Here is a 22,758-nt window from a genome sequence, read left to right as displayed (position 1 = left end):
ATGCTTGTCGGCGCGGGTCTGAAGCGGTCGGGTCAAAAGCGCGAGGAGATCCTCGGTTCGGCCAGGAATCTCTTCCTGCGTCAGGGCTACGCCGACGCGGGCATGGAGGTGGTGGCCCGCGCGGCCGGCGTCTCGACGGCCACGCTGTACGCCTACTTCCCCAGCAAGGCGGATCTTTTCAAGGCCATCGTCATGGAGACGGTCAGCGGCATCGCCGCCCCGGTGCGCGAGGCCGTGCGGACCAAGGGCGACGCCCGCACGCGGCTGACCGCCTTGGCCGTGGCCTATGCCGACTTCTTCTCGCGCCCCGACACCCGCGCCATGTTCCGCATCGTCACGGCCGAGCGCCGCCGGTTCGAGGACGTCGCCGAGTACTTCCTGCAAAGCGCCCGTGACGAGCTGGGCGGCGCGGCCATCGCGGTGATCAACGATCTGGTGAAGACCGGCGAGCTGAAGGTCCAGAAGGCCTCGTGGGCCGCCGGCCAGCTGATGGGCATGCTGGACCACGTGACCCTGGTGCTGGGCCTGTCGGCCGGCGACGAGGTCCAGTCCCGCCGCCCGATCAAGGCCATCGCCGAGGACGCGGTCGAGACCTTCCTGGCCCGCTACGGCGTCCGATAGTCGCAAGGCCCCTCGCCCGGCTTGTCGCGGCGCGCCGCATCCGCTAGTTCTGAACCCGCATCAAGAGTTGGGCCGCGCCCAACGCCAACCTGCCTTCCCGGGCAAGGTGGCGCTCCTCCGGGAGGATGTGGCCGAGACGGCAATCCAACGGGTCCAACCCCAGCTTCCGTCCCGCGTCGATGTTGTCGAAGTTCAGGGGCGAAGCCTTGCCGATCAAGATTCCGGATTCACTGCCTGCCCGCGCCACCCTCGAGGCCGAGGGCGTGGTCATGATGCGCGAGACCGACGCGGCCCGTCAGGACATCCGCCCGCTGCGCTTTGGCCTGCTGAACCTGATGCCGGACAAGCCCAAGACCGAGACCCAGTTCGCGCGCCTGCTGGGCGCCACGCCGCTGCAGGTCGAGCTGTCCCTGATGCAGCTGGCCAGCCACACGCCGCGCAATACCCCGGCCGAGCACATGTCGGCCTTCTATCGCTCGTGGGACGACATGCGCGAAGAGCGCTTCGACGGCTTCATCATCACCGGTGCGCCCGTCGAGACCCTGGAGTTCGAGGACGTCGCCTACTGGGACGAGCTGCGCCGGATTCTGGATTGGACCCAGCGCCACGTGCACAGCACCCTGACCATATGCTGGGGCGCGCAGGCCGCGCTGCGGCACTTCCACGGCGTGGGCAAGCACGTGCTGCCGGCCAAGCGCTCGGGCGTCTTTGGCCACCATCTGGTCGAGCCGACCTCGCCCTATCTGCGCGGCTTCGCCGACGAGGTCGACATCCCCGTCTCGCGCTGGACCGAGGTGCGCCGCGAGGACGTCGACCAGGCCGCCGGCCTGAAGGTTCTGCTGGAATCGGACGAGGCCGGCCTGTGCCTGATCGAGGACGCCCAGCGCCGGTCGCTGCACATGTTCAACCACCTGGAATATGACGGCGAGACCCTGAAGGACGAATTCGTCCGCGACAGCGCCAAGGATCCCTCGACGCCGCAGCCGGCGCACTATTTCCCCGGCGGCGATGCGACCCGGACGCCGCGCAACCGCTGGCGCAGCCACGCCCACCTGCTGTTCGCCAACTGGATCAACGACATCTACCAGACCACGCCGTTCCGCCTGGACGACATCGGGGCTGAAGCGGCCTGAAGGCCCTACTTCACCACGTAAGAGAGCGAGATCTTGAAGTTCGAACCCGCGGCCATCGCCCCGCGCGGTTTGAGCCGCACGTGGGTCACCTGGCTCTGCGTCGCCGCTGTCGGCAGGAAGAGCCAGCTTGAGCCGCCGTCGGACGAAAACTCGACGTCGTCGCCCAGATTGGTCGCGGCCACGTAGCTGAACGCCAGGCCGGAGGCCGGGCTGCCCTCAGTGAAGATCGCGAAGGCCCCGCCCGCGCCGTCGCCGTCCAAGGCGATCGTGGTGTTGGCCGGGGTCGGGATCTTCAGCTCCATCGTGTTGCTGACCAGCGCCGAGGTGTCGGGATTGGTCACCGTGACGGTGGTGCGCTGCTTGGCGCCCGGGATCGACTTGGGGTTCGTCACGCCGTTCTTGTCGTCATAGACCACGGTCGTCGTCGTCGTGACGGTCGCCGGCTTGCCGCCACTGATCGTCAGATTGACCGTGACGACGCTCGACCTGGTGTCCTTGTCGGTCACGCCGATGCAGCTGCTGCCCAGGGCCAGCGAGCAAAGGCTCCAGTCCCATGAGACCGTGAACGCGCCGGTATAGACGCCCGACTTCACCGCGCCCGAGATGGTCGGCTTGATATAGACCGGCACGCTGCTCGGCGCGAAGCCGATCAGCCCCGCCAGGTCGACCGCCGTGCCGTTGACATAGTAGGTCGCCGAGCCCGACAGCGGCTTCGTCCCCGCCGCGTCGGCCGACAGCACGTAGTTGATGTCCGGCGCTCCAGACTGACTCAACTTGTAACCGTTCGACGCCGTGATCGTGGCCTTCACATAATTTCCGGAGAACGAGATCCACAGCGGACTGCCCGTCGCGCAGCCGAAGCCAGCCCCCATGCTGGGCGTCACCGGCGCGGCGGCGTTGGGCGAATAGGTCGCCGTTCCCGTCGCGGTCGGCGTGGCGGTGCACGCCGCCGACGCGCCGGTCGCGCAGACCAGCAGCGCGAACGCCGTCGCCAGGAAGGTGAAAATCGAATTCAGCCGCATCGGCCAAAAGCCTAGGCGCGGGCGGTTAATCGCACCTCAAGGATGTCCCTGCCCCAGACGCTCAACCGCTAGACTTTAGTCTACGGAAACAGTCGCTTGGTGGTCCAGCCGCCGCCGGCGCGGTCGAAGACCAGGCGTTCGTGCAGGCGGAAGGGGCGGTCGCGCCAGAATTCCAGGGTGACCGGCACGATGCGATAGCCCGACCAGTACGGCGGACGCGGCACCTTCCCCAGGCCGAACTTCAGGCCCATCTCGGCGACGCGCTTTTCCAGGGCCAGGCGGTCGGGCAGCGGCCGCGACTGGTCGCTGGCCCAGGCGCCCAGCTGGCTGTGGCGGGCGCGGCTGGCGAAATAGGCGTCGGCCTCGGCGTCGCTGACCGGCTCGACGGTCCCGCGGATCCGCACCTGGCGGCGCAGCGACTTCCAGTGGAACAGGATGGCGGCCTTGGGGTGGGCGTTCAGCTCCTGGCCCTTGGCGCTCGCGGTGTTGGTGTAGAAGACGAAGCCGCGCGGATCGACGTCCTTCAGCAGCACCATGCGCGAGTCCGGCATGCCGTCGGGGTCGACGGTCGAGACGGTCATGGCGTTGGGATCGTTGGGCTCTTTCTTGCCCGCCTCCTCCAGCCACTCGGCGAACAGGGCGAACGGATCCTCCTCGCTCAGCAGGGCCGGCGGCGTGGCCTCGGTGACCTGGCGGACATAGTCGTCCTCGCTGGGCGAGGCGGGGATCAAGGTGGGGTCGGCGCTCATGACCTTGATATAGGCCGCCCGCGCCGCGTGGGCCACCTCGGGGTGATCCCCTAAAGTCTTAACTTAACTCGCCGTTGACCATCCCAGCGGCAGGGTCGCGCGGATGACCGTCCGTCCGTCCGCCTTGACGCTTTCCGCCGCCCGCGCCCTCCTGGGCGTGGCCGCGGACGCGGGCGAACGCGAACTGCGCACCGCCTATCGCGAGGCGGCCAAGCGGGCCCACCCCGACCGTCCGACCGGCGACGCGGCCCTGTTCCGCGACGTGCTGGCCGCCTACCGCCTGCTGCAGGACCATCCTTACCAGCCGGCGACCTTCCCACCGGCCGTGACCAGCGGTCCGCCGATCGCCGACCGGATCTATCTGGACATCGACATCGCCACGGCCGTCGCTGGCGGCGCCGAGGATCTGGCCATCGACGGCCGCCATCTGCGGCTGAAGCTGCCGGCCGGCCTGCGCGAAGGCGACAAGGTTCGGGTCGAGGGCGTGATGTTCGAGGTCCGCTATCGGGTCCAGGACGGCGCCCTAGTCCGCGGCGATGACCTGTGGCTCACCGGCAAGGTCGATCCGCGCGTGCTGGCCGAGGGCGGCCGCGTCGACGCCGACACCCCGCTGGGCCGCCGCCCCGCCTGGATCTCGACCAAGGCCGCTGCCCGCGGCCTGGTTCGCCTGCCCAACCAGGGCCTGCCCGCACGCGCCCAGCACAAGGCCGGCGATCTCTTCCTGCGGCTGGAAGCCGCCGAGGCTGGCGCCGAGAGCCCGGCCCGCTCGCTGCTGAAGCGCTTCGCGGCGGCCTGGGCGGCCTAACCCTTTCTGCAAATTATATCGCGCACGATATTTTTTCGCGAACGACACTTGAAGATCGATCGCGCACGATTAAATCCTCCCTATCGAAATCAAGCAAGGGAGCTACTCCGATGACCACCCTCTACACCACCCGCGCCACCGTCGTTGGCGGCCGTGACGGCCACGCTCGCAGCGAAGACGGCCTGCTGGATATCCAACTGTCGGCGCCCAAGGCCCTGGGCGGCAAGGAAACCGGGACCAATCCCGAGCAGCTGTTCGCGGCCGGCTACGCCGCCTGCTTCCAGAGCGCCATGGCCCACGTCGCCCGCACCCAGAAGATCGCGCTGACCGGCTCCACCGTGACCGGACAGGTCGGCCTCGCCACGCAAGAGGTCGGTTTCCGTCTGGAAGTCGCGCTGGAAGTCGAAACCCAAGGTCTTTCGCAGGCCGACGCCGAGGCCCTGGTGGCCACCGCGCACCAGGTCTGCCCCTACTCGAACGCCACGCGCGGCAATGTTGACGTGGCCATCAGCGTCAAGGCGGCTTAATCAGTAAACCGATGAGCAAAAAACCCGCGTCTTCCGATCGTCCCGTCGAGGCCCTGCGCCTGGACAACCAGCTGTGCTTTGCCTTGTACGGCGCGGCCAATCGGATGACGCGGCTCTATCGGCCGATGCTGGACGCGATGGGCCTGACCTATCCGCAGTACCTGGCCATGCTGGTGCTGTGGGAGAAGAGCCCGCAGACGGTCGGGGCCCTGGGCGATGCGCTGGATCTCGATTCCAGCACCCTGACCCCGCTGCTCAAGCGCCTGGAAGCCGGTGGCCTGGTCGAGCGTCGTCGTGATCCCGAGGATGAGCGGCGGGTCATCGTCGCCCTGACCGACAAGGGCCGCGCCCTGCGCGATCAGGCCGAACTGATTCCCGAACAGATGATCTGCGCGCTCGACATGCCGATGGACACCATCGAGACCCTGCGCGAGCGCCTCAAGATTCTGGCGAAGTAGGAACTAGACCTGCTGGCGCGGCGCCTGCGCGGCCTGCTGGCGGGCGCGGTGCGCGGCGTGGTCGGCGTCGCTGGTCTGGCGCAGGGCCCGCAGGTCCTCGCTGATCCGGAAGATGGCGACATAGAATTCGCAGAACGCGCGCCACAGCAGCACCAGGGCGCCGGCGACCAGAAGACCGGCGATCAGCACCGGGAAGGCCAACAGCAGCGAGCCGACGCCAGGCTCCTTCAGCGCCAGGCCGACGGCAGCGCCGACGACCGAGAAGCCGAACAGGGCCACGACGCCCAGGCCAGCCCAATAGATGAAGTGAATCACTGGCCCGGTGACCAGACGGTCAAAGGTCAGCAGATCCCACATCAGGGAGCCGGAACGCTTAGTCTTATTGGCCGGAGGCATACGGAACCCCAAGTCGGCGATTAACGCCTCTTTGAAGGCCATCGCTACCAGTGACGAGCCCGCTCGGCAATGCCGAGCGGGCTCGCGGTTGTATCGGTCCGATGACGGCCCGTTATTGCTGAGGCTTGGCGCCGGCGACGGTGGCGTCGATCTGGGCCTTGGTGGCCGTGGTCGAGACGCTGCCGTCAGCGCCCGCGCTCAGGCTGTTGCCCGGCAGGGCGAACTTCACGCCGCCGTTGGTGACGATGACGTTGGTCGAGCCATCGGCGCCCGTGCTGGTGCCGGTGATCTGGCCAACCGAGACGCCGCCGGCGTCCTTCACGGCCGAACCGACCTTGAAGCTGGCCACGGTGGCCGAGCTGGGCGTCGCGGCGGCGTCAGCCGTGCTGGCCGAGGGCGACGTCGTGGTCTGGGTGGTGCTCGTGCCGGACGGCGTGGCGGTGGTCGTCGTCGACTGAGTCGGGGCGGCCGTGGTCGGCGAGGTCGGCGCGGCCGGGTTCGGCGCGGCGGCCGAAGGCGTAGCCGGCGCGGCGCTCTGGGCCGGCGAGGTCGTCGTCTGGCTGGTGGTGGTGGTGCTCTGGGCGAAGGCCGAACCGGCGAACGTCAGCGACGCAGCGGCGGCGAGCAGGGCGAGCTTGTTGGTCATGTCTTTACTCTCCGTCGGGAGCCCCTCCCGGCCAAAACAACGTCACCTTGCCGCTGCGGTTCCGTCGGAGAGTCGACGTGAGGCTGCGCACTACTCGCTCCGCGTGACCAGAAGCGCCGATATATAGGCCTCCATCAGCCGCACCAGTTCGTCCTCCAGGGCCTGCGGATCCAGGGCCAGTTCGCTCTCGATCGTCGCGGCGCGTAAGAGGCCGACGACTGCGTGGGTCAGGACGAAGCCGGCCTCGGGCGACAGATCGAACCCCAGGGCGGCCTTGCCGGCGATCATGTCAAAGAAGGTCAGGTGGTTGTGCATGACCACGTCGTCGCCGCCCTCCTCCGTGAGGGCGTCCAGCAGGGCGCGGCGGGTGGCGGGCGAGCCTTCGAAGGCCGTGGCCAGGGTGCGGACGATCAGGCGCACCGTACCTATTTCAGGACCCGCGATGACGATCTCGGCGATGCGGTCGCGGGCCGCCGCCGCGCGTCGATGAGCCAAAGCCGCCAGGATCGCCTGCTTGCCGCCGAAGTACTGGTACAGCGTGCCGACGCTGACCCCGGCCCGCTCGGCGATGTGGTTGGTGGTCAGGGCATCGACCCCGCCGGCCTCCAGAAGTTGAAAGGCCGCCTCCAGAATCGCCTCGACCGTCGCTTCGGAGCGCGGCTGGCGCGGCGTTCGCCTCGTCTTTTCAGTCACTTGCGGCTGGGCCTCTCAGGATGCGGGCAAGGCGAGTAGCGCGGGGGTCTCAGCGGCATAACCTAAGGCCCTGGAATGGGATCCGTCACGGCTCCCGCGACGAAAGGATTGCGATGAACGCCGCGCTGGAAAAGGTCCGGGCCAAGGTCGCCTCGCAGAAGACCGCCCTGCCCGCGCTGTACGGCGACGTCGACTTCGACGCCACGCCCGAGCGCTTCACAGACGATCCGAAGGCCAGCGTGGCGCCGCGCTTGCGCAACCTGGATCCCGACAAGGTCGCGCTGATCAAAGCCTACACCATGCTGGGCGACGTGGTGGCCGACGCCTATGCGGCACTGATGCCCCGGTACGGCTTCCGGCCGCTGATCCAGATGCTGACCAAGGCCTGTGACGAAGGGATCGGGGCGGTCCCCGACGCCCCGCCGGAACTGGCCGCCTTCATCGCCGACATGGAAGCCGCGCCCGACTGGCTGGACATGGATTTGGTCCGCGAGGGCCAGCGCCTGGACCGCAACGCCGCCGCCAACCTCGGCCCCTTCGCGATCCGAGGCGCGTTCATCGCCACCTTCATGAACAAGTACGCCGCCCTGCCGATGGCCCTGACCGGGACCCTGTCCAGCGACACGGCCGCCCGGCGGGTCAACGAGACGGCGACCTTCTTCACCACCACCCTGCTGCCCGGCTCGCTGGAGCGCCACGGCGCCGGCTTCCGGGCGGCGGCCATGGTGCGGCTGATGCACTCGATGGTGCGCTTCAACGCCCTGAAGCGCTCGGACCGCTGGGACGTGCGCGTCTATGGCGTCCCGATCCCGCAGGTCGACCAGATGCCCGCCGGCCTGATCCCGATCTTCCTGATGAGCTACAAGATCGTCGGCCAGGGTCGGAAGACCTTCACCGCCGAGGAACGCGCCCGGGTCGAGCTGGCCCGCTTTCGCTGCTTCCTGCTGGGCCTGCCCGAGGACCTCTTGGCCGATACCCCGCAGGGCGTCGTGGACACCATGAACGCCCGCAGCGGCACCCTGCGCGCCGGCTTCGACGACGCCACCTGCGGCGAGCTGGTCCGCGCCACGCTGAACGCCTATCTGCCGCCCGACGAGCGCCCGGAGAACCGGCTGTTCGACAAGGTCGAGCGGCGGTTCTCCAAGGTGTTCTTCCTGCGCAACTTCATGAACGGCGACGTCGCCGCCGCCCGCCGCATGGGTGTCGAGATCGGCCCGCGCGACTTCATGATGTTCGGCTTGGTCGCCCTCTTGGTGACCAGTCAGCTGATGGCCTACCGCTTGGCGCGCAACGTCCCAGGCGTGGCCGATCTAGCCGACGCCCGCCTGGTGGCCAAGCTGAAGAAGCAGCTCGCCCGCTACGGCCACGCGGAGTTCACCTCGGACGCCGAGAAGTATCGGCCGGCCGGGAGGCCTGCGACCGCCTAGAAGTCCAGCTCCATCCGCGCCCCGGCGACCTTGGCGGTATAGTCACGGTCGCCGTTCGGCAGCGGCGTGGCGTCCGTATAGGCCAGGATCCCGCCGTTGAGGTTGAAGCGCAGGAACTCGACCGGCTGCCAGATCAGCGCCGCCAGCCAGGCGTTCTGCGTGCCGCCGACGATGCTGCGGTCGTTCAGGTCCAGATAGTCGTAGCGGACATTGACCTGCAGCGTCCCCAGACCGCCGGCGCGGAGTGGCTTCCTGGGCTTGGCGCGGTCGAAGATGCCGCTCTTGTAGCCGCGCGTGTCGTCGGTGAGGTAGTAGCCGAGCTCGGCATAGCCGCCGAAGAACCGCGCGTTCGGGCCCGTCTTCAGCTGGGCGTCCAGCCAGTGGGTCTCGGCCGCGCCATGCCAGCGGCCGCGCACGAACGCCGCCTCCAGGCCGTAGTGAGCCTCCTGCCGCACCTCCAGCGCCCGCGTGCCGATCAGGCGGCTGTTGCTGGTGTGCAGATAGGGCCGCTGGCGATAGCGGGTCGCGGTGTCGCCCACGCGCCCCAGGTCGCGCCAGTGGGCCGAGCCGCCCAGGTGCCACTGGGTCTTGCCGATCTTCGGCGCATAGACCACGCGGCCGTCCAGGCCGTAGCTGTTGTTCTCGTCGCCGCCCGCCGGGCCGTCGCTGGCGTTGGCCAGGGCGGTGAGGTCGTCGGCGAACAGGCCCGCCTGCGCCAGCCACGGCCCCTTCTCGTACTGCGCGGAAAGCCCCAGCCGCCGCTCGAACGCGAAGGCGTCGGTGAAGGCCGCCCGCTCCATCAGCGCGCCGGAGGTGTCGCCGGTCAGCTCGTCCAGCGACTGGAACTGGTTCTGGTTGCCCAGGGCCAGCAGCCAGCCACCGGTCTTGTAGGTGACGAAGGTGTCCACGAGATCGACGGCGTTGTCGGAGAGCTCCAGCTCCAGCTTGTAGCCGATGCCAGCCCCCAGGCCGCCCTCGCCGCCCAGGCGGATGCGGCGCATCTCGCTGGCCGTGCCCAGGCCGCGATCCGCAAGCGTGCGCGGCGCGTCGACATGGCCGATATCGGCCTGGATCCGCCCCTTGGCCTTGAAGCTGCGTCCGCCGCTGGCCGAGATCACCGGCGAGCCCTTCCAGGTGATCTCCGAGGTCGCGGCGGGCTTGGACGCGCCAGCGGGCGCGGCCGCTGGCGGCGCGGTGCGCTGGAGCCCACTCGCGGCGTCCAGGCGGCCTTCCAGACGCTGCACCTGCGCCTTCAGCCCCGCGATCTCGGCGCGCAGGGCGGCGAGGTCTTCGGGGCTCAGCGCGTCTTGCGCGAAAACAGGCGACGAAAGCAGGCAGGCGCCCGCCGCGCCGAGCGCGACGAGGGGCATAAACTTGGGATGCAAAACAGCACCATGGGAAAGAGCAACCTGCCCCTCCCTAATGCGACATATCGATGAAGGTTTTGCGACTGCGGAGGCGTTTTAGACCATTCCCACCGTGCGCAGACGCGCGCGCGGGTGGATTTCGTTCTGGCTCATGACCACGGTCTGGCCGCGGAAGCGCTCGATGATCGAGCGGACGTAGGGGCGCACGCCGGGGCTGGTCAGCAGCACGGGGGCCTCGCCGGCCAGGGCGGCGCGTTCGAAGCTGTCGCGGACGCCGCGGATGAAGTCCTGCAGGCGCGAGGGCGGCAGGGCCAGTTGCTTGTCGTCGCCGGGGCCGATCAGGGCTTCGGCGAAGGCCTGCTCCCAGTCGGCCGACAGGGTGATGATCGGCAGGGCGCCGTCGTCGCCGCGGTTGGCCCAGCACAGTTGGCGGGCCAGACGGGCGCGGACCTGTTCGACCAGCTGGGTGACCGAGGCGGTGTGGGGGGCGGCCTCGCCGATGCCTTCCAGGATCTGCGGCAGGTCGCGGATCGAGACGCGCTCCTTCAGCAGCGACTGCAGCACGCGCTGGACGGTGGTGGCGGTGGCCGTGCCCGGGATCAGGTCGGCGACAAGCTTCTGCTGGGCCTCGGGCATCTCCTTCAGGAGCTTCTGCACCTCGGAATAGGACAGCAGGTCGGCCATGTTCTCCTTGAGGATCTCGGTCAGGTGCGTGGTCAGCACCGTGGCCGGGTCGACGACCGTATAGCCGCGGAAGGTGGCTTCCTCGCGCAGGTCGTCGGCGATCCAGGTGGCCGGCAGGCCGAAGGCGGGCTCGCGGACGTGTTCGCCGGGCAGCTCGACCTGGCCGCCGCGCGGGTCCATGGCCATCAGGTTGCCCAGGCGCACTTCGCCGGCGCCGGCTTCCATTTCCTTGATGCGGATGGCGTAGCCCTGGTTGGCCAGGCGCATGTTGTCCAGGATCCGCACCGGCGGCATGACGAAGCCGAACTCGCCGGCCAGGGTCTTGCGCAGGGCGCGGATCTGGTCGGTCAGCTTGCGGCCGTCCAGGTCGTTGATCAGGGTCAGCAGGCCGTAGCCCAGCTCGATCTTGACGTCGTCGATGGCCAGCGAGGCGCTGATCGGCTCTTCCTCGGCCTCGGCCGGCGCGGCGTTGGCCGCGTCGAGCGCCGCGGGATCTATGGGCTTTGGTTTCTTGGCGTCCTGGATGCGCTTGTAGGCCAGGGCCCCCGCGCCCAGCGACAGCACCGCGAACGGGATGATCGGCATGCCCGGGATCAGGGCGATGACGCCGGCCGAGGCCGAGACCATGCCCAGGCCCGCCGGGTTCATGCCCAGCTGGGTCATCAGGGCCTTGTCGGCCGAGCCTTCGACGCCGGCCTTCGAGACGACCATACCGGCGGCGATCGAGATGATCAGGGCCGGGATCTGGCTGACCAGGCCGTCGCCGATAGTCATGATCGTGTACGAGGACGCGGCCTCGCCGATCGGGATCTTGTGCTGCACGACACCGATGATGATGCCGCCGACGATGTTGATGCCGGTGATGATCAGGCCGGCGATCGCGTCGCCCTTCACGAACTTGCTGGCGCCGTCCATGGCGCCGAAGAACGTGCTTTCCTGCTCCAGCTCCTTGCGGCGCAGCTTGGCCATTTCCTGGTCGATCAGGCCCGTCGACAGGTCGGCGTCGATGGCCATCTGCTTGCCGGGCATGGCGTCCAGGGTGAAGCGGGCGGCGACTTCGGCGATCCGGCCCGAACCCTTGGTGACGACCATGAAATTCACCACCACCAGGATGATGAAGACGATGACGCCGATGACGAAGTTGCCCTGCATCATCAGGTGACCGAAGGCCTCGATGACCGCGCCGGCCCCGCCGGTGCCTTCCTGGCCGTGGCCGAGGATCAGGCGGGTCGAGGCGACGTTCAGGCCCAGGCGATACAGGGTCGCGACCAGCAGGACGGTCGGGAACGAGGTGAATTCCAGCGGCCGCTTGATCAGGATCGCCGTCATCAGGATCAGCACGGATCCGGTCAGCGAAATGGCCAGCAGCAGATCCAGCAGGATCGGCGGAACCGGCAGGATCAGCAGCACGATGATGCCGACGACGCCCAGGGCCAGGCCCATTTCGCCGCGCAGGAAGCCGTCCAGCAGCGACTTGGCGCTGGGTACGGATCGAGCGGTCGGGGCGGCGGCGTCAGCCATGCGAAACCTTGGAGCCGTTGAAGTGTCTAGCTAGACCAGCGCTTGGAGCGATTTGCGGTCCGCCGCCATCTCCTTAACGAGAATTAGCCATGTTCGGCGCCGGACGGATGGTCGCGGCGCCGAGCCATGAAGTCGCACCTAGGCGGCCGCGCCCACGCCCCCTTGCGGCGGCGGAACAGGGACGCCGGCGTCGCCATATTCCTTGAGCTTGTTGCGCAAGGTGCGGATCGAGATGCCCAGGATGTTGGCCGCGTGGGTGCGGTTGCCCAGGCAGTGCTCCAGGGTGTCGATGATCAGCTTCTGTTCGACTTCAGCCACGGTAGATCCCACGAAAGTGCGCGAAACGGCGTCGGCGGCCATCTGGGCGCCACGGGCGACTTGAGCGTCCGGCGAAGGGGCCGGGGCCAGCTGTTGGCCATCCGGCAGGCGGATGGCGAATTCCTCGATTTCCGGACCGGTCGACAGCAGCACCGCGCGGTGCATGGCGTTTTCCAGCTCGCGGACGTTGCCCGGCCAGCGATGGGCCAGCAGGCGGCGCTTGGCCTCCGCCGAGATCGGCTTTTCCGGCACGCCGTTGGCGGCCGAGTACTTCTTGACGAAGAACTCGCACAGGCTGAGCACGTCGCCCGGACGCTCGCGCAGCGGCGGCAGGCGCAGGTTCACGACGTTCAGGCGGTAGAGCAGGTCTTCGCGGAAGACGCCGTCCTTCACCGACTGGGCCAGGTCGCGGTTGGACGTGGCCAGGATGCGGATGTTGACCTTGACCGGCTTGGAGCCGCCGACGCGGTCGATCTCGCGCTCCTGGATGGCGCGCAGCAGCTTGGCCTGCAGGCGCACGTCCATTTCCGAGATTTCGTCCAGCAGCAGGGTGCCGCCGTCGGCTTCCTCGAACTTGCCGATGCGACGCGCCATGGCGCCGGTGAAGGCGCCCTTCTCGTGGCCGAACAGCTCGCTTTCCAGCAGGTTCTCGGGGATGGCGGCGCAGTTGACCGAGATGAACGGCGCCTTGGCCCGGCGCGACTTGCCGTGGACATAGCGGGCCATGACCTCCTTACCCGAACCGCTTTCGCCGGTGATCAGGATCGAGGCTTCCGACGGCGCGACCTGGTCGGCCAGCTTGAGAACCGACTCCATGGCCGGGTCGCGGACGACCATCGGCTTTTCGTCGTCGGTGACGGCGGCCAGGACGGCGGCGATCAGCTCGGCGTCCGGCGGCAGCGGGATGAATTCCTTGGCGCCGGCCTTGATGGCGGCGGCCGCCCGGATCGGATCGGCGTCGACGCCGCAGGCCACCACCGGCACCCGCATGCGCTCGGCCTCGTTGGCCGCGATCAGGCTGGCGATGTCGAGCGAGTAGTCGACCATCAGGAGGTCGGCGCCCTGCCCCGCGCGCAGCGCGTTGGTCGCCTGCTCGGGGGTTTCGACGTGCGAGACCTTGGCCCCGGCGTTCATCGCCATTTTCACGGCGACCGAGAGCTGTCCGTTCAGTTTTCCGACGACGAGAAGCCGCATGTTCTAACTCCTTACAACCACGGGGCCTTAGCCCTGCTGGTCGCCGTCCTTGATGATTTCCGTCATGGTCACGCCCAGGCGCTCGTCGACGACGACGACCTCGCCCCGGGCGACCAGACGGTTATTGACGTAGATGTCGATCGCTTCGCCGACCTTGCGGTCCAGCTCCAGGATCGAGCCCTGCCCCAACTGCAGCAGTTGCGCCACGGACATGTGCGCGCGCCCCAGCACGGCCGAGATGTTGACCGGCACGTCGAAGACCGGCGCCAGGTCGGAGGCGGTCTTGTCGCTGAGCTCGATCGGCATCTCGGAGGCCAGCATGCTGCCTCCGAATTCGTCGAGCGGGAGATTGTCTTCGGCCATCTTAGGTCAGCCTTCTCAAGAGAACATGGGTTCGGCGTGGAGGCCTTCGGCCGCGATCGCGGCCTCCAGCGCTTCGGCGACGCGCTGGGCGGCGCCGTCCGGATCGAAGGCCGCACGGCCGTCGCCCCAGTCGAAAGTAAAGGCCGCGGGGGCCATGCCGCCGTCGGCGCGGGCGACGATCTGGCCCTGGTAGCCGATCTGGGTCGCCACGTGCTCAAGCGCCTGTTGGGTGCGCTCTTCCAGCTCGGGCGAGACCCGGACGAAGATGCGCGGCTGGGCCTCGACCTCGCGGGCCAGGGCTTCCAGCGCCGCGGCGATCGGAGCCTCGGGGAAATGATGCAGGGCCGCGTCGGCGATCTTGCGGGCGCAGGCCAGGGCCAGCATGGCCGAGCCTTCGCGGTGCTCGTGCGCCACGTGGGTCAGGCCCTCGAAGGCCTGCTGCACGGCCTGGCCGACATCGCGCAGGGCGTGGGCGGCTTCCTGCTCGGCGCGGGCCACGGCCGAACGCTCGCCGTCCTGGAAGCCCTGCTGGCGCGCGGCCTCGACCTCTTCGGCGGTGAAGCTCTTCTTCACCTTGGGCGGGGTGTAGGCGACGCCGCCGCGGTCGTCGAAGACCGTGCCGAAGTCGAACTTGCGAGGGGTGTCCATCATGATGCCATTTCCCTCAGTAGATCAGCTCGTCGTCGCCGCCGCTGCCGGCCAGCATGATTTCGCCCTTGGCGGCCAGGTCCTTGGCGACCTGGACCATGCCGACCTGAGCCGCATCGACGTCCTTCAGACGCACGGGGCCCATGCTCTCCATGTCCTCGCGCATGATCTTGGCGGCGCGTTCCGACATGTTCGAGAAGAACAGGTCGCGCAGCTTGTCCGAGGCGCCCTTCAGGGCCAGGGCCAGCTGTTCCTTCGGCGTGCCGCGCAGCAGGGTCTGGATGCCGCCCGGGTCCAGCTTCGAAAGGTCTTCGAAGACGAACATCAGGGCGCGGATCCGCTCGGCGGCTTCGCGGTTGCGCTCTTCCAGCGCGGCGATGAAGCGGGCTTCGGTCTGGCGATCGAAGTTGTTGAAGATCTCGGCCATCATCTCGTGGCTGTCGCGCTTGGACGTGCGCGCCAGGTTCGACATGAATTCGGTGCGCAGGGTCATCTCGATCTTGTCGAGGATCTCGCGCTGCACCGGCTCCATCCGCAGCATGCGGGTGACGCATTCCAGGGCGAAGTCTTCCGGCAGGCAGGCCAGCACGCGGGCGGCGTGGTCGGACTTCACCTTGGACAGCACCACCGCGACGGTCTGCGGGTATTCGTTCTTCAGATAGTTGGCGAGCACGGCCTCGTTCACGTTGCCGAGCTTGTCCCACATGGTTCGACCCGCCGGACCGCGGATCTCTTCCATCAGTTGGTCGACCTTGTCCTGGGGCATGAACGAGGCCAGCAGGCGCTGGGTCTGTTCGTACGAACCCATGATCGCGCCCGTCGAGCTCATGCCCGAGACGAACTCGACCAGAAGGTCTTCGACGACCGAGGCCGAGACCGTGCCGAGGCCGGCCATGGCCTGGGAGACCTCTTTGATCTCCTCGTCGTCCAGGGATTCCCAGATCTTGGTGTGTTCTTCACCGAGGGCGAGCAGAACGATCGCGGCCTTTTCGGGCCCCGAGAGGTTCTTGATATCGGTGACGGCGACTTTCATGGCCATCAGGTCGACTCGTGCAGCCAGTTACGGAGGATGGCGACCGACTCGTCGGGGTGCTTTTCGACGAACTCGGAAACCCGCTTGATCGACGAGGCCTTAACCTGCCCCTCGATCTTGGCGATGTCGATACGCGAGTCGATGTCGGCGGCGCCCGTCGGGCCGGCGATGGCGATCGGCTCACCCGACTGGTCGACCACGACCTGCTGCTGGGTGCCGTCCGACAGCGTGACCAGGCGGGTCACCGGCTGGCCGGGGCCGGCCAGGGCCATCGGGCCCGGCGCGGGCTCCGACAGGTTCTTGATGAACGGGCGGACCGCGAACAGCAGGATCAGCAGGGCGACGACGCCCAGGATGCCCAGTTCGGCGAAGCGCATGATGTCGTTCTTGTCGAAGCCCGACAGCAGGCCTTGCTTTTCCAGGCCCTGATCCTCGGGCTGCGGGAACTTGATGTTGGTGACCTTGACCTGGTCGCCGCGCTGGGCGTCGAAGCCCACGGCGGTCTTCACCAGTTCTTCGATCTGGGCGATCTCCTGGGCGGTGCGCGGGGTATAGGCGCCCGGCTTGCCGTCCTTGCCCATCGGGGCGGTGATGCCGTCGATGGCCACGGCCACGGCGACCTTCTTGATCGTACCGGGCTCCTGGACCGTCGTCTTCACGGACTTGGAGATCTCGTAGTTGGTGACGGTGCCGTTCTCGTTCGAACGCGAGCCCAGCTGCTGGAAGCCGGCGGCGCCGCCCTGGCCGGGCACGTTCGAGGTGGCGGTGACGCCCGAATTGTCGTCGTTCTTGGTTTCCGAGGCGCCGGACTCGTTGGAGCTTTCCGAGCGAACGACCTGGCCGTCCGGATCGAAGCGCTCTTCCTGGGTGGTGACGCGGTCCAGGTCGATGTCGGCGGTGACGTTGACGCGCGCCTTGCCCGCGCCGAGGACGCCCTCGATCATGTCCTTGACGGTCTTGGCGATGCGCGCCTCGGCCTCGGTCTTGCGATCCTGGGCCAGCTTTCCGGCCATGCTCTCGTCGCTGGGCGCCGACAGGGTCTTGCCGTGCTGGTCGATGACCGCGACCTTCTCGGCCTTCATGTTCGGGACCGACGACGAGACCAGGTTCTGGATGGCGCGGACCATTTCCGACGAGGGCTCGCGAGCCCCGACGCCGATGGTGACGGCGGACGACGGTTGCTCGGCGTCTTCCTCGAACAGCTGGCGCTTGGGCAGCACCAGGTGGACGCGGACGCTGTTGACGCCCTGCATGGCCTTGATGGTGCGTTCCAGTTCGCCCTGCAGGGCGCGTTGACGGTTCAGCTGCTGGACGAAGTCGGTCTGACCCAGCGCGTTGTTGCCGTCGAAGATTTCGTAGCCGATGGAGCCGGAGCTCACGAGGCCCTTGCCGGCGACCATCAGGCGGGCGCTGGCGACCTTGTCGCGCGCCACCATGATCGTCGAGCCGTCGCCCTTGGCTTCATACTTGATGCCGGCCTGGTCCAGGGCGGCGGTGACCTCGGAGGCCTCTTTCAGGTCCAGGTTCGCATACAGCAGCTCATTGGGCTCCTTGCCCATGAACATGACGAGGGCCACCAGGACCGCGACGACGCCGGCGCCCACGCCGAGCATCGCGGCGAGACGCCCGACACCGAACTGCTTGATTGAACCCAGAAAGCTTTCCACGAAGCCTCACCCTTGATCCCAACCGCCCTCCGCGAGGAGAGCGACCGACAAGCGAACGAGAACCGCCCGTCGGTAGGCAGGATTTACCCAGTACAAGGTAAACGAGGCGTTTATATTTGGCCGTGGACGAGCCTGTCGGAGGCGCCAAAACGTCGCGGCCGCCCCCTTTCGGGAGCGGCCGCTGAACGTCTTCAAACCCTTTTGGCGCAAGGCCTTCGGGGATTTTCAGGCCAGCAGGGGGTGGTCACATTAACGCACCCCCTCCCGGGTCTTAACGGTACTGCTGGATCCGCGTGGTCCGCAGGCCCGCCAGGCCGTGTCGATCGATCGACTGCTGCCAGCTGAGGAACTCATCGTTCGTCAGCTTGTAACGATCACACGCCTCGTCGAGCGAGAGCAGACCCCCGCGGACGGCGGCTACGACCTCGGCCTTACGACGGATCACCCAACGCTGGGTTTCCGGCGGCGGCAAGTCGGAGAGAGTCAGAGGCGCCCCGGTCGGACCGATGACGTACTTTTCACCCCGGCTGTTCGTGCGCTGCTGCTGCAACATGGCTTTACGCCTTTCCCACAACCATCACTGTTGAAGGCCACTATAGGCGCCGCCTAATAACAGCGGCTTAATCCCAATAGTAAAAGATGCCTAAACAGAATGGCTCCTCTAGCAGTCCGTAGTGTCTCGATGTGAAACACAAGAATTAAAGAGCGTTAATCCCTATGATTAGCGCTTAATATTCAGAAGCTCTTCCAGCATCTGGTCGGCGGTCGTGATGATTTTCGACGAAGCCGAGTAAGCACGCTGGGTGGTGATCAGGCCCGTAAACTCCGTCGACAGATCGACAGTCGAAGCTTCCAAGGTCGAGGGAGCCAGCGAACCTGCGCCGCCCGAGCCCGGAGCCTTCAGGCTGTAGGTGCCGCTTTCATTGGTGACGCGATAAGCGTTGCCGTTGACGCCCTTCAGGCCGTTCGGGTTCGAGAAGGTGGCCACGGCGACCTGGGCGATCCGGCGGGTGACGCCGTTGTCGAAGATCGCCGAGACGTAGCCGTCCTCGTCCACTTCGATGTTCGTCAGGTTACCGAAGGCCGTACCGTTGGTGTTGACCGACTGGACGACCGACTGGCTGTTGTACTGGGTCAGGCCGCCGGCGGCGCTGGCCAGATCGATCTGGACGTCCTGGGTGTCGATGCCCAGGCTATCGGCCCAGACCGGCACCGTCGGGTCGGCCGGCGTGACGACCGTGCCCGAGGCCTGGATCGAGATCGAGGTCGGGGTGGTGTTGCCGAACAGGGCGCCCGTGTCCTTCAGCTTGCCGTCCGTGGTGAACTCGACGATGCCCGAGCTGATCTTGCCGTTGCCATTGTTGGCCAGGTCGCCCGGCTTGGCGCGCAGTTCGGCGTACCACTGGTTCGGGCCCGGGGCCTTCAGCAGCGACAGGGTGACGGTGCGCTGGCCGCCCTTGGAGTCCGACAGCGGGATCTGGATCTCGAAGTCCGGCTTCACGCCCTTGGTGTTGTCCTGGGCGTAGTCCGACATCGACCAGCTGGCCGGGTCGTAGAGCTTGCCGGCCTTGGCGTCGACTTCTTCCGTCGGCGTGCCGCCGATGATGTTCAGGTCGGCCAGGCTGACGGTGTCGCCCGCGGCGTTGATGCGCACGTTGAGCAGGCTGCCGCCGCCCGCCGGAGCGCCCTTGTAGTCCAGGGTCGAGCTGGCCAGGGCGCCGGTGCCCGTATCGTAGCCGACGATGCCGGTGGCGACGATGACGCCGTTTTCCTTGATGTCGACCTGATACTGGTTCTCGGTCGGCGTGCCGACCGGGTTGGCGACGCCCGTCGAGCTGTAGACGACGTCGTAGTTGTGGCTCTTCGGCGTGCCGTTGGTGTCCATGACGCCGCTGAACGAAGGCGAGCCGGCGGTGCCGACCTTGTACGAGACGGCGGCGGCGACCGGCTGTTCCGAGCGCAGGTTGGCGTTGACGCCGACGCGGGTGGTCTTCTCGGCGGTGCCGCCGACGGTGCCGACGTTGATCGACGACAGCTGCATCAGGTCCGACGGGTCGGGCGTGATCATGCCGCTGACCGGATCGGCCAGCCAGCCTTGCAGGTACAGGCCCGCGTCGTTGCGCAGGTAGCCCAGGCTGTCCAGCTGGAACGAGCCGGCGCGGGTGAACGAGCGGGTGTCGGTGGCGGTCAGGCCTTCCGGCTTTTCCGTGGCGACGAAGAAGCCCGAGCCCGAGATCGACAGGTCCAGGTTCGACGTCGTCGACTGGGTCAGGCCCTGCTGGCTGATGAACTGGTGCGTCTGGGCCTTAACGCCACCGGCGCTGTAGGTCTGGTTCTTCGAGCCCGAGGTGACCAGGGTCGAGAAGTTCGAGGTCGAACGCTTGTAGCCGACGGTGTTGACGTTCGCGATGTTGTCCGAGATCGCGGCCAGGGCCGACGAGTTGGCGATCAGGCCGGAAACGCCGGCGAGCATGGCGCTGTTGATGCTCATGACTGAATTCCTACTTCTAAAATGGGGTTCGAAGGGTTCAGCGCTGTTTGCGTTTGGGTCCGAGGGAAGACCGTCTTCCGGGGACCGCGTCGGCGTCTTTCTGACGCCCGTTCGATGGGTGGATCAGGTGGATCAGGCGGCTTCTTTGTCCGCCTCGGTATCGGGTTTGGCGGCGACGGCGGTGATGCCGATGACGCTGTCGACGGGGATGGCCTTGCCGTCGACGACAACTTGCGGCGAGCCGGTCGAGTTATCGACCGCGGTGACCACGCCCTCGGTGCGGCCCTTGACGTTCGTCGCCTTGATTTCCTTGCCGTCGGCGCCCTTGGCGATGACGTTGATCGTGTAGACGCCGCCGTTATCCAGCTGGACGCCGGCGTCGTCCTTGCCGTCCCAGGTCAGGGTGTGGCCGCCGCTCTTCTGGTCGTCCGGCTTCAGGGTGCGGACCACCTTGCCGGCGGCGTTCTTGACTTCGACGGTCAGCGAGGCCGAGGCGCCCGGCTGGCTCCAGCTGAAGGTGGCCTTGCCGTCCTTCAGGGTCGAGTTGTCGGTGGTGGCGGTGACCTGCTTGCCGATCATGTTGACGCCTTCCGACAGACCCGTGCCGGTGTTCATGCCGACCAGGGCGGCCAGCAGGTCGTTGGTGACCAGCTGCTGCTCGACGCCCGTCATCTGGGTGATCTGCTGGGTCATCTGGGTCGTGTCGGTGGGCGACAGCGGGTCCTGCATCTTCAGCTGCGTGGTCAGCAGCTTCAGGAACGTCTGCTCGTTGTTGGCGAGCGACGTGCGCGAGTTGTTGATCTTGTCGAGAACCGACGAAGTGTTCTGTGAAGAGACGGCGGTGGCCATGGCGCGGTTCTTTCCTAGATCCGGATGTCCAGACCGCTGTCGGTGGTCGTCTTCAGACCGGGCAGCAGTTCGGGGGTGATGAGGATGTCTTCTTCGCCGTTCAGGGCCGACTGGAACGCGCGGCCCGAGAAGGCGCGCTGGTTCTGGTCGCCGAAGTCCTGGAAGGCGAGGAAGGGGTTGGAGTTCTGACCGTTGTTCTGGCTGGAGACGTCGAACGACAGGCCGTTGTCCGAAACGGTGAAGCCGGCGTCGGCCAGGGCCTGGCGCAGTTCGTTGGCCTTGCCGCGCAGTTCCTGGGCGGCGTGGACCGTGTCGAACTTCATCGAGGCGGTCATCGAGCCGTCGCGGGCGATCTCGATGCGCACGTCGACCTTGCCCAGGTTGTCCGGGGTCAGGGTCACGTCGAAGCGCGTCGCCTTGGCGTCGGCCTTCTTGATGATCTCGGCCGAAAGGGCGGCGACCGTTTCCGGCGCGCCACGCGTGCCGGCGGCGGCAGCGGCCGGAGCCGAGGCGTTGGCGACCGAGGCTTGCGCCAGCGGGGCCGGCGTCGCCAGGGCGTTGGTGTCCACCGTGGCGGCGGCGGCGGCCGGGGCGTCGACCGCGGCGATCGTCGTCGTGTTGGCGTCCGCGCTCTTGGCTTCGGTCGAGGTTTCGGCGCTGGCGACGACGGCGGTCACGGCCTGGGCGGTCTCGACGGCGACGGCGTCGGCGGCTTGAGCCTGGGCGGCCAGGGCGGTCGGCGCGGTCTTCGGCGCTTCGGCGGTCTTGGTCGTGGTCTTGGCGGCTTCCGGCGCGACCGTCTCGGCGGCGGCGGCGTCGGCGGCCTGGGCGACGGCTTCCGGCGCGACGACGTCGGCGGCGACGGCCGGAGCGGCCTCGGCGACGACCTTGGCGTCCACGATCTGCGCGGCGACCGCGGCGACCGGGGCCGGCGTCGGCGCGGTCGCTTGGGCGACGGCGGCCTTCGGGGCTTCGGCGGTCTTGGTCGTGTCGGTGGTCTTGACCTCGGCGGCCTTCGGCGCGGCGACATCCTCGGCGACGACCGGGGTCGCTTCCTCGGTCGACAGCTGGGCCAGGGCCTCCAGGGCGGCGGCGTCGACGGCCTGGCCTTCCGGCGCGACGGCGGCGTGGGCGGTCGTCGCGGTCGGTTGAGCCTGGACCGGCTGGGCTTGAGCCTGAACGGTTTGGGCGATGGTCGTCGGGGCGGCCTCGACCGTCTGGACGACTTGAGCGGTTTGGGCGACCGGCGCGGCGACCGTCTGGGTCTGGGCGGCGTCGATGGCGGCGGCGAAGTCGGCGACCGGCTCGGCGGCCGTGGCGGTCGCGTCGACGACCGGCTGGGCGGCGGCGGTCGGCTCGGCCTGGACCGGGGCTTGCACGGGAACGGTCATCGCCGCGATCAGGGTGGCGGCGGCCTGGGCGGCGGCTTGCGTCGCGTCGACCTGGCCGGCCTCCTTGTCCGAGACCTCGGTCTTGGCCGTGTCCTTGTCGCTGGTGTCGTCGGTCTTGGCGTCCTGGGTGGCGTCGGCCTTGTCCGAGGCCTTGTCGGCGGCGTCCGACTTGGCGTCGGCGGCGTCGGCCTTGGCGTCCTGGGCATCGTCAGCGCGGTCGGCGGCGCGGGTGTCGCTCTTGGAGTCGGTGCGCGCCGGCTTGTCGGCCTTCTTCACGTCGCGGTCTTCGCGGCGGTCGTCGCGCTGGTCGACCTTGGCGTCGCTCTTGGCTTCCGTACGCGAGGGACGCGGCGCGGGCGCCTCGTCGTCGTTGCCGGCGATGGCCAGCAGGGCGTCGAAGCCGTCATTCGACGACTTGGCGCTCACGGCCGGGGTCGGCGCGGCGGGAAGAGCGGCGGTGGGGGCGGCGATCGCGGTCATTCGCAGTCGTTGCTCGGGCTCGGCGGCGGTCCATGACGAACACGCCTTGTTCGGTCTCCCTCTGAGCAATGGTCGGGCCAACTCGGAAAATCATGGTCAAATCCATGATTTCATTGAGTTTAATCCCTTGTTTACGAAGAAAAATCGCTCCCCGTGCGGCGCTTTTTGCCGAGTCCGAGGGGTCATGAGCGACGTGAGTTGCCGCGTCGGCGCGTCGCGGGGGCCTTCCGGGGGCAGTTGGCGCCGTAATTGCGCATGGCCTCTTGTCGAATTTC

22 protein-coding genes and 1 riboswitch are annotated in these 22,758 nt (G+C 67.7%); of the genes, 6 read left to right on the top strand and 16 right to left on the bottom strand.

The window, feature by feature from the left end; translation table 11 throughout:
* The gene (locus tag AC1RR5_RS08590; protein WP_492921328.1) at positions 1 to 621 is read left to right on the top strand and encodes a TetR/AcrR family transcriptional regulator; all 621 of its coding nucleotides are present in this window, start codon (positions 1 to 3) and stop codon (positions 619 to 621) included.
* 52 nt (positions 622 to 673) lie between these two features.
* Positions 674 to 778, top strand: a riboswitch (SAM-I-IV-variant riboswitch).
* Between the two features lie 49 nt (positions 779 to 827).
* Positions 828 to 1,754, top strand: a complete 927-nt coding sequence (locus AC1RR5_RS08585; RefSeq protein ID WP_492920881.1) for a homoserine O-succinyltransferase — start codon at positions 828 to 830, stop codon at positions 1,752 to 1,754.
* 5 nt (positions 1,755 to 1,759) lie between these two features.
* On the opposite strand, the gene AC1RR5_RS08580 is transcribed toward AC1RR5_RS08585, so the two are convergent.
* Positions 1,760 to 2,776, bottom strand: coding sequence for a hypothetical protein (locus tag AC1RR5_RS08580; protein WP_492920880.1), 1,017 nt, complete (start codon positions 2,774 to 2,776; stop codon positions 1,760 to 1,762).
* Positions 2,777 to 2,856: 80 nt separating this feature from the next.
* On the bottom strand, positions 2,857 to 3,525 hold the full coding sequence (gene pdxH / locus AC1RR5_RS08575) for a pyridoxamine 5'-phosphate oxidase (protein WP_492921326.1): 669 nt from the start codon (positions 3,523 to 3,525) through the stop codon (positions 2,857 to 2,859).
* 103 nt (positions 3,526 to 3,628) lie between these two features.
* Between pdxH and AC1RR5_RS08570 the strand changes: the two genes are divergently transcribed.
* From AC1RR5_RS08570 to AC1RR5_RS08560, 3 genes are all read left to right on the top strand, one after another.
* Positions 3,629 to 4,330 carry a DnaJ domain-containing protein gene (locus tag AC1RR5_RS08570; RefSeq protein ID WP_492920878.1) on the top strand — a complete coding sequence of 234 codons (702 nt, stop codon included), beginning with the start codon at positions 3,629 to 3,631 and terminating at the stop codon, positions 4,328 to 4,330.
* A gap of 110 nt (positions 4,331 to 4,440) precedes the next feature.
* Positions 4,441 to 4,857, top strand: coding sequence for an organic hydroperoxide resistance protein (locus AC1RR5_RS08565; RefSeq protein WP_492920877.1), 417 nt, complete (start codon positions 4,441 to 4,443; stop codon positions 4,855 to 4,857).
* A gap of 11 nt (positions 4,858 to 4,868) precedes the next feature.
* Complete coding sequence (locus AC1RR5_RS08560) at positions 4,869 to 5,315, top strand: MarR family winged helix-turn-helix transcriptional regulator (protein WP_492920876.1); 447 nt, start codon at positions 4,869 to 4,871, stop codon at positions 5,313 to 5,315.
* A 3-nt stretch (positions 5,316 to 5,318) separates the two neighbouring features.
* Here AC1RR5_RS08560 and AC1RR5_RS08555 read toward each other — a convergent pair whose 3' ends face one another.
* From AC1RR5_RS08555 to AC1RR5_RS08545, 3 genes are all read right to left on the bottom strand, one after another.
* Positions 5,319 to 5,723 (bottom strand): DUF4282 domain-containing protein, encoded by a 405-nt coding sequence (locus AC1RR5_RS08555; protein ID WP_492920874.1) that lies wholly within the window; start codon positions 5,721 to 5,723, stop codon positions 5,319 to 5,321.
* A gap of 100 nt (positions 5,724 to 5,823) precedes the next feature.
* On the bottom strand, positions 5,824 to 6,357 hold the full coding sequence (locus AC1RR5_RS08550; RefSeq protein ID WP_492920872.1) for a hypothetical protein: 534 nt from the start codon (positions 6,355 to 6,357) through the stop codon (positions 5,824 to 5,826).
* A 90-nt stretch (positions 6,358 to 6,447) separates the two neighbouring features.
* Positions 6,448 to 7,050, bottom strand: a complete 603-nt coding sequence (locus tag AC1RR5_RS08545) for a TetR/AcrR family transcriptional regulator (RefSeq protein ID WP_492920871.1) — start codon at positions 7,048 to 7,050, stop codon at positions 6,448 to 6,450.
* Positions 7,051 to 7,163: 113 nt separating this feature from the next.
* On the opposite strand from AC1RR5_RS08545, the gene AC1RR5_RS08540 reads away from it, so the two are divergent.
* Positions 7,164 to 8,477: an oxygenase MpaB family protein gene (locus tag AC1RR5_RS08540; protein WP_492920869.1), complete on the top strand. Its 1,314-nt coding sequence runs from the start codon at positions 7,164 to 7,166 to the stop codon at positions 8,475 to 8,477.
* Here AC1RR5_RS08540 and AC1RR5_RS08535 read toward each other — a convergent pair.
* From AC1RR5_RS08535 to AC1RR5_RS08485, 11 genes are all read right to left on the bottom strand, one after another.
* Positions 8,474 to 9,847 (bottom strand): OprO/OprP family phosphate-selective porin, encoded by a 1,374-nt coding sequence (locus tag AC1RR5_RS08535; RefSeq protein ID WP_492920868.1) that lies wholly within the window; start codon positions 9,845 to 9,847, stop codon positions 8,474 to 8,476. The genes AC1RR5_RS08540 and AC1RR5_RS08535 overlap by 4 nt on opposite strands.
* Before the next feature lie 93 nt (positions 9,848 to 9,940).
* Complete coding sequence (gene flhA / locus AC1RR5_RS08530) at positions 9,941 to 12,049, bottom strand: flagellar biosynthesis protein FlhA (RefSeq protein ID WP_492920867.1); 2,109 nt, start codon at positions 12,047 to 12,049, stop codon at positions 9,941 to 9,943.
* A gap of 138 nt (positions 12,050 to 12,187) precedes the next feature.
* On the bottom strand, positions 12,188 to 13,561 hold the full coding sequence (gene flbD, locus AC1RR5_RS08525; RefSeq protein WP_492920866.1) for a sigma-54-dependent transcriptional regulator FlbD: 1,374 nt from the start codon (positions 13,559 to 13,561) through the stop codon (positions 12,188 to 12,190).
* A gap of 27 nt (positions 13,562 to 13,588) precedes the next feature.
* Positions 13,589 to 13,924, bottom strand: a complete 336-nt coding sequence (fliN, locus tag AC1RR5_RS08520; RefSeq protein ID WP_492920865.1) for a flagellar motor switch protein FliN — start codon at positions 13,922 to 13,924, stop codon at positions 13,589 to 13,591.
* Positions 13,925 to 13,939: 15 nt separating this feature from the next.
* Positions 13,940 to 14,575, bottom strand: a complete 636-nt coding sequence (locus AC1RR5_RS08515) for a FliH/SctL family protein (protein WP_492920864.1) — start codon at positions 14,573 to 14,575, stop codon at positions 13,940 to 13,942.
* 13 nt (positions 14,576 to 14,588) lie between these two features.
* Positions 14,589 to 15,611 (bottom strand): flagellar motor switch protein FliG, encoded by a 1,023-nt coding sequence (gene fliG / locus AC1RR5_RS08510; protein WP_492920863.1) that lies wholly within the window; start codon positions 15,609 to 15,611, stop codon positions 14,589 to 14,591.
* Positions 15,611 to 17,272, bottom strand: coding sequence for a flagellar basal-body MS-ring/collar protein FliF (gene fliF, locus AC1RR5_RS08505; RefSeq protein ID WP_492920862.1), 1,662 nt, complete (start codon positions 17,270 to 17,272; stop codon positions 15,611 to 15,613). The genes fliG and fliF overlap by 1 nt, the downstream gene beginning before the upstream one ends.
* Before the next feature lie 271 nt (positions 17,273 to 17,543).
* Positions 17,544 to 17,825 carry a CtrA inhibitor SciP gene (gene sciP / locus AC1RR5_RS08500; protein WP_099580735.1) on the bottom strand — a complete coding sequence of 94 codons (282 nt, stop codon included), beginning with the start codon at positions 17,823 to 17,825 and terminating at the stop codon, positions 17,544 to 17,546.
* A gap of 168 nt (positions 17,826 to 17,993) precedes the next feature.
* Positions 17,994 to 19,763 (bottom strand): flagellar hook protein FlgE, encoded by a 1,770-nt coding sequence (gene flgE, locus AC1RR5_RS08495; protein ID WP_492920861.1) that lies wholly within the window; start codon positions 19,761 to 19,763, stop codon positions 17,994 to 17,996.
* A 132-nt stretch (positions 19,764 to 19,895) separates the two neighbouring features.
* On the bottom strand, positions 19,896 to 20,612 hold the full coding sequence (locus AC1RR5_RS08490; protein WP_492920860.1) for a flagellar hook assembly protein FlgD: 717 nt from the start codon (positions 20,610 to 20,612) through the stop codon (positions 19,896 to 19,898).
* A 14-nt stretch (positions 20,613 to 20,626) separates the two neighbouring features.
* Positions 20,627 to 22,483 (bottom strand): flagellar hook-length control protein FliK, encoded by a 1,857-nt coding sequence (locus AC1RR5_RS08485; protein WP_492920859.1) that lies wholly within the window; start codon positions 22,481 to 22,483, stop codon positions 20,627 to 20,629.
* Positions 22,484 to 22,758 lie beyond the last annotated feature (275 nt).

The organism is Caulobacter sp. GW821-FHT11E11, from assembly GCF_058808315.1.
The sequence above is the reverse complement of the archived record's forward strand: the minus strand, read 5'-3'. Positions and strand labels throughout refer to the sequence as shown.